The 9,051-nt window shown below is 49.1% G+C and carries 8 protein-coding genes and 2 pseudogenes; 9 read left to right on the forward strand and 1 reads right to left on the reverse strand.

Translation table 11 applies throughout. The features are described 5' to 3' along the window. The 6 genes and pseudogenes from NNO04_RS21645 to NNO04_RS21670 all read left to right on the forward strand — a co-directional run. A pseudogene (locus tag NNO04_RS21645) lies at window positions 1-410 on the forward strand (YnfC family lipoprotein); the annotation flags it as partial. 52 nt (window positions 411-462) lie between these two features. Then, a pseudogene (locus tag NNO04_RS21650) lies at window positions 463-2,833 on the forward strand (host specificity protein J). Continuing rightward, entirely contained in the window at window positions 2,833-3,135 is a 303-nt protein-coding gene (locus NNO04_RS21655; protein WP_271446412.1) for a hypothetical protein, read from the forward strand. Before NNO04_RS21650 ends, NNO04_RS21655 begins: the two are co-directional and overlap by 1 nt. After that, window positions 3,135-3,803 carry a hypothetical protein gene (locus NNO04_RS21660; protein ID WP_271446413.1) on the forward strand — a complete coding sequence of 223 codons (669 nt, stop codon included), beginning with the start codon at window positions 3,135-3,137 and terminating at the stop codon, window positions 3,801-3,803. Before NNO04_RS21655 ends, NNO04_RS21660 begins: the two co-directional genes overlap by 1 nt. A 107-nt stretch (window positions 3,804-3,910) precedes the next feature. Continuing rightward, window positions 3,911-4,147, forward strand: a complete 237-nt coding sequence (gene cor / locus NNO04_RS21665) for a phage exclusion lipoprotein Cor (RefSeq protein ID WP_271446414.1) — start codon at window positions 3,911-3,913, stop codon at window positions 4,145-4,147. 54 nt (window positions 4,148-4,201) lie between these two features. Next, window positions 4,202-5,485, forward strand: a complete 1,284-nt coding sequence (locus NNO04_RS21670) for a pyocin knob domain-containing protein (protein WP_271446415.1) — start codon at window positions 4,202-4,204, stop codon at window positions 5,483-5,485. Here the strand turns inward: NNO04_RS21670 and NNO04_RS21675 are convergent. Further along, window positions 5,463-6,170 carry a phage tail fiber protein gene (locus NNO04_RS21675; RefSeq protein ID WP_271446416.1) on the reverse strand — a complete coding sequence of 236 codons (708 nt, stop codon included), beginning with the start codon at window positions 6,168-6,170 and terminating at the stop codon, window positions 5,463-5,465. The genes NNO04_RS21670 and NNO04_RS21675 overlap by 23 nt on opposite strands. A 130-nt stretch (window positions 6,171-6,300) precedes the next feature. Between NNO04_RS21675 and NNO04_RS21680 the strand changes: the two genes are divergently transcribed. From NNO04_RS21680 to NNO04_RS21690, 3 genes are all read left to right on the forward strand, one after another. Beyond that, window positions 6,301-6,870: a recombinase family protein gene (locus NNO04_RS21680; RefSeq protein ID WP_271446417.1), complete on the forward strand. Its 570-nt coding sequence runs from the start codon at window positions 6,301-6,303 to the stop codon at window positions 6,868-6,870. Between the two features lie 153 nt (window positions 6,871-7,023). Beyond that, window positions 7,024-7,443: a translesion error-prone DNA polymerase V autoproteolytic subunit gene (locus NNO04_RS21685; RefSeq protein ID WP_271446418.1), complete on the forward strand. Its 420-nt coding sequence runs from the start codon at window positions 7,024-7,026 to the stop codon at window positions 7,441-7,443. Window positions 7,444-7,445: 2 nt separating this feature from the next. Continuing rightward, a complete protein-coding gene (locus NNO04_RS21690; protein WP_271446419.1) occupies window positions 7,446-8,714 on the forward strand; it encodes a Y-family DNA polymerase in 1,269 nt (422 codons plus the stop codon). Window positions 8,715-9,051: the final 337 nt, after the last annotated feature.

Raw genomic sequence — 9,051 nt, forward strand, 5'->3', positions numbered from 1 at the left:
TCTCAATACAACTCGATGAAAAATGTAATATTTTGAGTAAAAATGAAAATGGTGACGAGTTGCGATATACTCTTTACCCGAATGGCTTGATTAAAGACACCTATTATTTAGGTAAAAAAATATCTGAGCATTTTTATGATGATGATTATAATTTGATACGCTCTGAGTTTTATGGCTCGGGAAAAGTTCTATCTAAAAATGAAATATCTTACACTGATAAAAGCAGAAAGCCTCTTGATTATAAAATTATAAACTCATCAGTTTACTCGGAAGGTTATACAGCAACGAATTCTTGTCATTATAGCGAAATGCTTGTTCCTGAAATATGTAAAGTAATAGTACAGAGCGCAGGGAATCCTGTGCCGAAACCAGTTTTAATGACAGCGAATACGAAAGTTGAATTCTACTAGATTAAAAACACTCCAATAAGCCACCTTCGGGTGGTTTTTTTATGGGCACAATATGGTTACAGCAACTGCGATTAAAGGCCGTAAAGGCGGCAGCTCCAGCTCAAGAACCCCGACCGAGCAGCCAGACGATCTCCAGTCCGTTGCAAAGGCGAAAATCCTCATCGCGCTGGGCGAAGGAGAGTTTGGCGGCCAGCTAACAGCGAAGGATATTTATCTGGATGGTACTGCGCTTGAAAACTCGGACGGCTCGCAGAACTTCAGTGGTGTAACTTGGGAATTTCGCCCAGGAACGCAGGCGCAGAAATACATCCAGGGAATTCCCGGTACCGAAAACGAAATTAGCGTGGGAACTGAGGTTTCAAGCGCGACCGCCTGGACACGCACTTTCACGAATACCCAGCTGTCGGGCGTTCGCCTGCGCCTAAAATGGCCCTCACTTTACAAACAAGAGGACAACGGCGATCTGGTTGGCTATTCAATCAAATATGCTATCGATCTGCAGACTGACGGTGGCACATGGCAGACCGTACTGAATACCAGCGTTACCGGGAAAACGACCTCCGGTTACGAGCGCAGCCACCGTATCGATTTACCGCAGGCGGGCAGCACCTGGACGCTTCGTTTGCGTAAGATAACCGCCGATGCAAATAGTGCGAAAATCGGTGATGCAATGACGCTGCAAAGCTTCACTGAGGTAATTGACGCAAAGCTACGATAACGACGATGGGACATTCACTATCGCCGGGGCAAATCACGATCCGGATAAGTATGCACGCATAGATACCGGCGCCATCATCGACCAGCGGCCGGTGAGTGTGATCCCGCCGGGTAACCAGTCATCTCCTGCTAACATCGTCATCAGCTCGTTCTCTGTTGTTCAGCAGAATATCAGCGTTGAAACAATGCGCGTGAGCTGGGACCAGGCACAGAACGCTATCGCCTATGAAGCGCAATGGCGCCGCAATGACAGCAACTGGGTTAACGTGCCGCGCAGTTCCACGACATCCTTCGACGTACCGGGCATTTATGCAGGGCGCTATCTGGTGCGCGTGCGAGCCATCAACGCCGCTGAGATTTCCTCCGGATGGGGATACTCAGAAGAGAAAACGCTGACGGGTAAAGTTGGTAATCCACCGAAACCGGTGGGCTTCATCGCTTCTGAAAACGTGGTATTCGGTATCGAGCTGAACTGGGGGTTCCCGGCGAATACCGACGACACATTGAAGACAGAAATCCAGTACAGCCTGACCGGTACAGAAGACGATGCGATGCTGCTGGCCGATGTGCCTTATCCACAGCGCAAGTATCAGCAAATGGGTCTCAAAGCGGGACAGATTTTCTGGTACCGCGCACAGCTGGTGGACAGAACCGGCAACGAGTCGGGGTATACCGACTGGGTACGCGGGCAGGCCAGCATCGATGTTTCCGATATCACCGACACTATTCTGGAGGAGATTAAAGAGTCCGATACCTTTAAGGATCTGATCGAGGGCGCCGTGGACAGCAATGAAAAAATTGCGGGCATGGCTGACGATATCAAACAGAACGCCGATGATCTCGAGCAACAGGCGCTGGCCATACAGGAAAATACAGACGGGCTGGCTCAGGCCGCGGTGAAGATCGACGAGTTATCCGTATCGATGGACGGCATGACCGGCGGGGTCAAAAACTCTTCTATCGCTGTGATACAAAACAGTCTTGCCCAGGTCACCAGCAGAAGGTCACAAACGGCGACGAACTCCGGAAACAGCGCCAACATTGACCGCATCGACACCACTATTGCTGATACCAGCGAGGCGGTTTCCCGCGCACTGGTCACGCTTGATGCGTCTGCAGGTGGCAATGTTTCCAACTCAACAGACCTCACTGAAACCTTAGCGAACTTTACCCAGGCCTCGGCCATAAAGATTAATTCTCTGACGGTGACAGTGAACGGCCAGACGGCAGCGATCAACCAGACCGCGCAGGCGGTCGCAGATGTAAATGGCAACATTAGCGCGATGTATAACATCAAGGTGGCGGTGGACGCTAACGGTCGGCAGTATGCCGCCGGGATGGGGATCGGCGTCGAAAACACGCCTTCGGGGATGCAGTCGCAGGTGATTTTCCTTGCTGATCGGTTCGCAGTGATGTCTCAGGCAGGCAGCAATGTAACGCTTCCGTTTGTTATTCAGAATGGACAAACAATAATCCGCGACACCGTGATCGGTGACGGCACCATCAGCAATGCCAAAATCGGCAACTTCATTCAGTCGAATAATTACGTTGCGGGATCAACTGGCTGGAAGCTGGATAAGGGAGGAACGTTTGAAAACTACGGTAGCGACGGAGAAGGGGCTATGAAGCAATCAAATGTTACGATCAGTGTTCGTGATAAAAACAGGCTGAGGGTGCAGTTTGGTAAATTGACGGGAGTGTTCTGATGGTGTGGGGTATTCAAACGTGGGATGCAAATGGCGTCCCTAACAACTACGGTATAAAGCCCGTATCTGTGGTGGGCCGTATACCGCTCTCTGAGGGGCAAAACTCCGGCAGTTGGTCGTTCACCATCCCGGCAGGGATGAAGGTTGGATTCGCCATTTCACTCGATAAAGGTGCCGTTTCCGTAGGCCGCCGCATCGTTGCAAGCGGGAACACTATAACTCTCAGCGCAGCTAGTAGTACTGGCGTAGGAAACTATCCGGCTTCTGAATGCGAGTTGATAGTCTTTGTGGAGAAAGCATAATGGCGGACTACGGCGCGCTGATTGCTCTGGAGAATGGAAACCCCTTTATCACTCCGCAGTCCACACCTTTCTGCCTGTACAGAAAGGTAACGGTTAACTCAGCTAACACAGGTGGGAATTATCAGGGTGCCAGCATGGAAGTTCCCATCGATGCGAGTTACCCAGCGATCGTGTTTTGTAAAACCTCCAACACAGCAACGGTTGGTGCTACACGAATAGGAAACGCTATCCGGGTAGGGTCAAGCAGCCCCAGCGGTTATGCCCATACATTGACAGCTTACATTTTCGCTATTTTCCCGCAGACGCTCCCTAAATGGGGGATGGCAATATGGGATGAGGATGGAAAGCTTGTACTGACTAACGAAAGCAGGGTGTTGAGCGATCTTATTACCATCGGGGCACCTGGCAACAACGGAGGTATCAAGATTGACCAGACATTGAATGGCTCATATGCCATCGTTCCAGCAATACTTGGGTCTTCATTATGGCAAATCTCAGTTCAGGGGCAACCCATTATAATTAACGTAACGGCTTTTGCCGGTGCTTTACATAATGGGACGACAACCAGAATATCAGCAGTGGGGAGCCAGATAGGGCAAGGTAGTTCAGTAGGTGGGACAAATACTGGAATGGCAATTACGGCCATCAACACCGCAGCCTATGACTGATTGATCGTTGAGAGCGATCAATATCATGGTATTGATCTGTTATATCTATTTTATATATTTCCGTCAGTGAGGTAGTTTTGAATTAATAAAAACCACTGGGTTAAATAATGAATAAGAAAATTATTGTATTGTGTTTTTGCTTTGGTATTTCTGCCTGCTCAGGTCCGATTCTTGAAAAACAAAATCCGGTATGTGAAGCTACTGCAATGCTTGGTGGCCAGCAGCAGGTGGTTCAGGTTTATGGGGTGCGCAAGGTCGCAAACCAGACCGAGTATAAAGCAGGTTACCCCTTCAACTGGCGATGGGTGAATAAAAACAATTTTACCTCATCAACCTGTAAATAATAAATTTCAAAATAAAGAAACCGCTTCGGCGGTTTTTTTACGTCCGGAGAAAATATGATTTATAACACTGGAACCATTTCTGTTAGCGGGAACACCGCTGCCGGCAGCGGAACAAACTGGATCGCACCTGCCAGCCAGATCCGCGCGGGACAAACCATCATTGTTCTCTCTAATCCGGTGCAGATGTTTCAGATCACCACCGTTAATAGCGCTACGTCACTCACACTCACACCCGCCGCATCCCCGGCGCTTAGCGGTCAGAAATACGGCATCCTCGTTACTGATGGGCTTTCCGTCGACGGACTGGCACAAAGTATTTCGCAACTCATCAAAGAGTACGATGAGAACATTGGTGCATGGGAAAGTTTTGCCAGCACGACGGCAAACCAAAACGTGACCGTCACGATTAATGGTGTGAGCTTCACGATCCCTGCTATTGGAAAACTTGTGCAGAAAGGGGCGAACGGCGCCGTACCGATAGAGAGTGGTGGTACCGGCGCAACAACCAAAGAAGACGCTCGCACAAACCTCGGTTTAGGAAGTAGTGCGACCAGAAACACCTATAGCATTTCAGGTGATTTACTTTCAATAGGTGATTTTGGGGTTGGATCTTCCCGAGGTGATGCAGCATCAATTCCAGATTCGGTGGTTGGAAATAGTGCTGACTTAAAAGCTGGTTTTTATGCATCCAATGGTGATTTTATCGGATCACCTGGAGGCATTGGTAACGGTCAGTTCCTTGGTGTCATTGCTTATAACTGCACCAATAACAATCTATTCAAATATCAGATTGCCGGCTCCTACTCATCTTCAGGCAGAATGTTTTTCCGTTCAATGAACAACGGTACTTATAATGCATGGCGGGAGCTATACCATACAGGAAACACAACAAAAGCGAGCGATGGTACACTTAAAGCGGCGTCACCAGTGATTAGGATTGTGAAAAGTCAGGAAGAGAACCTGCGTACCGATATCGATGAAGGCGGCTTTACGTGGGCGGGGGCAGGAACAGTAAACGCTGAAGCTGAAGGGGTAAAAATTACCCGCAAGAGCGTTGGTGTGTACGCAGTAACTGGTGCTGCCAGCCTGGCAAAATCTGGCTGGCAACTATTACCACCGATGGATCCCGGCGGAATGGGGAATCTGGGTATTGTTGACGCGGAACAGGGAGATAGTCTGATTACGATTAAACTTTATAGACTGAAGTATTCCATCAATGCTGCAGGTGAAATTGAAAAGGGAAAAGGCGACCTGATGGACGTTCCGGGCAACAGTTGGATCGATGTCCGCCTTGATATGCCTGATAACTCAGCATTCAATCTGAAAACGAACGTATAACTTCTGCTTGTGTCTGGTTCCATTTGCTGTCTGTTGGCATTTCAACGCGAACAGAAACAAACTGATCAGCCATAATATCAACAGGATCACCGTCAGCCAGACCCGCTATTTCATTATGGGCGAATGCTGGCGAATCTGGATACGTGCGGTGATAGGTTTTTACCAGTACCGACCCATTGGCATTCACCTTATAATCGAGCCAGAGTAATGGCTGTTTATTTCGATCTGTTGGAATATCAAAACCACCATCAATCCCTCCCCATGCAGCATCAGAATTAAGACCTATGCAGCCTTCAATCAAATACTCACCAATTCCCAGGCGCGTTACAGTACACCCTGCTGACTCGGCGTTTAATTGGTAGTGGCCATCACTGAAAATCTTAACAACTGGAGATGCGACTTTCAGCGTGCCATCGCTCGCTTTTGTTGTATTTCCCGTTGTATATGCTTCTGTCCAGGATTTTGTTGTTCCTTGTGTTGACTGAAAGAATACTCTGGGAAATGCAGCGTAACGGATGGCTATACCGACATTGTAGGTTGGGGATATAGCATTGTGGATGTGTCCGTATCCAAATACAGGCTCTGGGTTGATGCTGTTACCCATTGAGGCCCAAGAAAAACCGCCCTTATCTCTATCAAAGCTCTGCGTTGACTGAGTTCCCAAACCAAATGCACCGACCTGCATAACATTTCCGGCAGCGGTTCCAACGGTCTTCGTAGCGCTATCTCCCAAACCGACGTTTTAGATAATGTAATTCTGCAGTGTCGCTGATAATGCTGCCTGATCTTTCAATGGGCAAAGGCGACCAAAAAACATGCAGATTGGCTATGTCAGGGTATCAACAAATGACCAAAATACAGATCTACAGAGGCAAGCACTCGAACGAGCAGGATGTGAGCAGATTTTTGAAGAAAAAATGAGCGGAACCGTAGCGAATCGCCCGGCTTTAAAAAGACTTCTGAGGACGTTAAACGAGGGCGACACGCTGGTGGTGTGGAAGTTGGATCGACTTGGCCGCAGTATGCGGAACCTTGTTCTTCTGGTCGACGAATTGCGACAGCGCGGTATCCATTTTCGCAGCCTCACCGACAGTATTGACACGTCCAGCCCAATGGGGCGCTTCATTTTCCATATCATGTCTGCTCTTGCTGAGATGGAGAGGGAGTTGATTGTAGAGCGAACACGTGCAGGTCTGGCCGCAGCAAGGGAAAAGGGAAGGGTTGGTGGTCGCAGGCCAAAACTGACTGCGGAACAATGGGAGCAAGCAGGGAGACTTGTCGCAAACGGTGTCGACCGTAAGCAAGTGGCACTAATTTATGACGTAGCGGTATGCACTCTGTATAAAAAATTCCCTGCGACAACGCCTGCTGGCGACAAACAGTAGAGCCGGGCGAAATATTTACAAAAGCATATTTGTTGATTCATTAGTTGGTTACGAGCGGACAGCTCAAGCATTAATCAGCCCGCGTAACCGCGCACCTTGATCAGTATTTTTCATTCAACTACTGTATATATAAACAGTGTTAAGGTGTGCATTATGAAGTTGTACAGACCAGCAGAGTTACGTGAAGTCATTGCGATCCCACTTTTCAGTGATTTGGTGCAGTGTGGATTTCCCAGCCCGGCAGCGGATTACGTTGAACAGCGTATTGATCTTAACGAGTTACTGGTACAGCACCCCAGCGCCACGTACTTCGTTAAGGCATCCGGTGACTCGATGATTGATGCCGGGATCGGTGAGGGCGATTTACTGGTGGTGGACAGTTCACGCAAGGCAGAGCACGGCGATATCGTTATTGCTGCGGTGGACGGGGAATTTACCGTCAAACGCCTGCAGTTACGGCCAACAGTCCAGCTTAACCCTGAAAACCGCGCCTGGTCACCTATCATCATCGGGAGCGAAGAAATACTCGATGTATTTGGTGTGGTGACGTTCATTGTGAAATCGACGGGCTGATCATGTATGCGTTGTGTGATGTGAACTCGTTCTATGCCTCCTGTGAAACCGTCTTTCGCCCGGATCTCAAAGGTCGTCCGGTTGTGGTACTTTCCAACAATGACGGTTGTGTTATCGCCCGGAGCGCAGAGGCAAAGAAACTGGGTATCAAAATGGGAGAGCCGTACTTCAGGCAGATGGATCTTTTCCGGCGCCACGGGGTTCTGTGCTTCAGTAGCAACTATGAGCTGTATGCCGATATGTCTAACCGGGTGATGACCACGCTGGAAGAAATGGCACCGCGTTGTGAAATCTACTCGATAGACGAGGCATTTTGTGACCTCACTGGTGTACGGAACTGTCGGGAGCTGACCGATTTTGGCCGTGAAATCCGGGCTACTGTTCTGCAGCGCACACACCTGACAGTGGGCGTCGGCATTGCCCAGACCAAGACGCTGGCCAAGCTGGCCAACCATGCGGCCAAACAATGGCAGCGGCAGACGGGCGGGGTGGTGGATCTGTCCAATGTCGATCGCCAGCGCAAACTGATGGCCGCGCTGCCGGTTGATGAAGTCTGGGGCATCGGTCGGCGGATCTCGAAAAAACTGGAGGCGATGGGGATCAAGACCGTGCTGCAACTCGCTGATACCGACATCCGTTTTATCCGTAAACATTTTAATGTCGTACTGGAGCGAACGGTGCGTGAGTTACGCGGAGAACCCTGCCTGGCGCTGGAAGAATTCGCGCCAGCGAAACAGGAAATTATCTGTTCCCGCTCCTTTAGCGGTCGTATCACGGAGTATGAAGAAATGCGCCAGGCGATCTGCAGCTATGCCTCACGGGCGGCAGAGAAACTGCGTGGCGAGCACCAGTATTGCCGTTTTATCTCGGCGTTTGTGAAGACCAGCCCGTTCGCACTGAACGAGCCCTATTACGGCAATAATGCCTCCGTGAAGCTGCTGACGCCCACGCAGGACAGCCGGGACATCATCAGTGCCGCCATCCGTTGTCTGGACGCTATATGGAAAGACGGGTTCCGGTATCAGAAAGCGGGGGTCATGCTGGGCGATTTTTTCAGCCAGGGCGTTGCCCAGCTCAATCTTTTTGATGACAACGCACCACGGAAGAACAGTGCCCGATTGATGGAAGTGCTGGATCAGCTCAACTCAAAAGACGGCAGGGGGACGCTGTACTTTGTAGGGCAGGGAATTCAGCCGCAGTGGCAGATGAAGCGAGAGATGTTATCACCACGGTACACTACCCGATATACTGATCTTCTTGTAGTCAGGTAACTCGTACTGATTCATGTTTGATTTGCCACTTCAGCTGTTCGACTCAAAACTTGCTATGGTAGTCAGTTTTGTGCCAATAGCGGATGTTACAATCATCATGTTGTGTGAATCAGTGATGTCAGTTCAAACTATAGGCGCAGGATCTCTACAGGGGGACCAGTCTGTTTATCATTGTAAAAGCAATCTAAGTAAATGATTTTAAAAATGTTAAGAGAGGGAAGTAATTCCGCTATTCTTTCAGTTGACGTTTAAGTTGTTACTTTTATTGTTGGAATAACTTGTTTATGATGTTCATCAAGAATTACATAATTAATTGATCCGCCTGCTAATTAAATAT

Origin of the sequence: Citrobacter sp. Awk 4 (genome assembly GCF_028069725.1) — a bacterium.
In the GTDB taxonomy this organism is placed as follows: Bacteria; Pseudomonadota; Gammaproteobacteria; order Enterobacterales; family Enterobacteriaceae; genus Citrobacter_D.

What these genes read in the sequence shown, in the direction of transcription:
- NNO04_RS21680 (WP_271446417.1), top strand. Translation starts at nt 6,301, where the DNA reads ATGCAGATTGGCTATGTCAGGGTATCAACAAATGACCAAAATACAGAT.
- NNO04_RS21670 (WP_271446415.1), top strand. Translation starts at nt 4,202, where the DNA reads ATGATTTATAACACTGGAACCATTTCTGTTAGCGGGAACACCGCTGCC.
- NNO04_RS21660 (WP_271446413.1), top strand. Translation starts at nt 3,135, where the DNA reads ATGGCGGACTACGGCGCGCTGATTGCTCTGGAGAATGGAAACCCCTTT.
- NNO04_RS21675 (WP_271446416.1), bottom strand. Translation starts at nt 6,170, where the DNA reads ATGCAGGTCGGTGCATTTGGTTTGGGAACTCAGTCAACGCAGAGCTTT.
- cor (WP_271446414.1), top strand. Translation starts at nt 3,911, where the DNA reads ATGAATAAGAAAATTATTGTATTGTGTTTTTGCTTTGGTATTTCTGCC.
- NNO04_RS21690 (WP_271446419.1), top strand. Translation starts at nt 7,446, where the DNA reads ATGTATGCGTTGTGTGATGTGAACTCGTTCTATGCCTCCTGTGAAACC.
- NNO04_RS21655 (WP_271446412.1), top strand. Translation starts at nt 2,833, where the DNA reads ATGGTGTGGGGTATTCAAACGTGGGATGCAAATGGCGTCCCTAACAAC.
- NNO04_RS21685 (WP_271446418.1), top strand. Translation starts at nt 7,024, where the DNA reads ATGAAGTTGTACAGACCAGCAGAGTTACGTGAAGTCATTGCGATCCCA.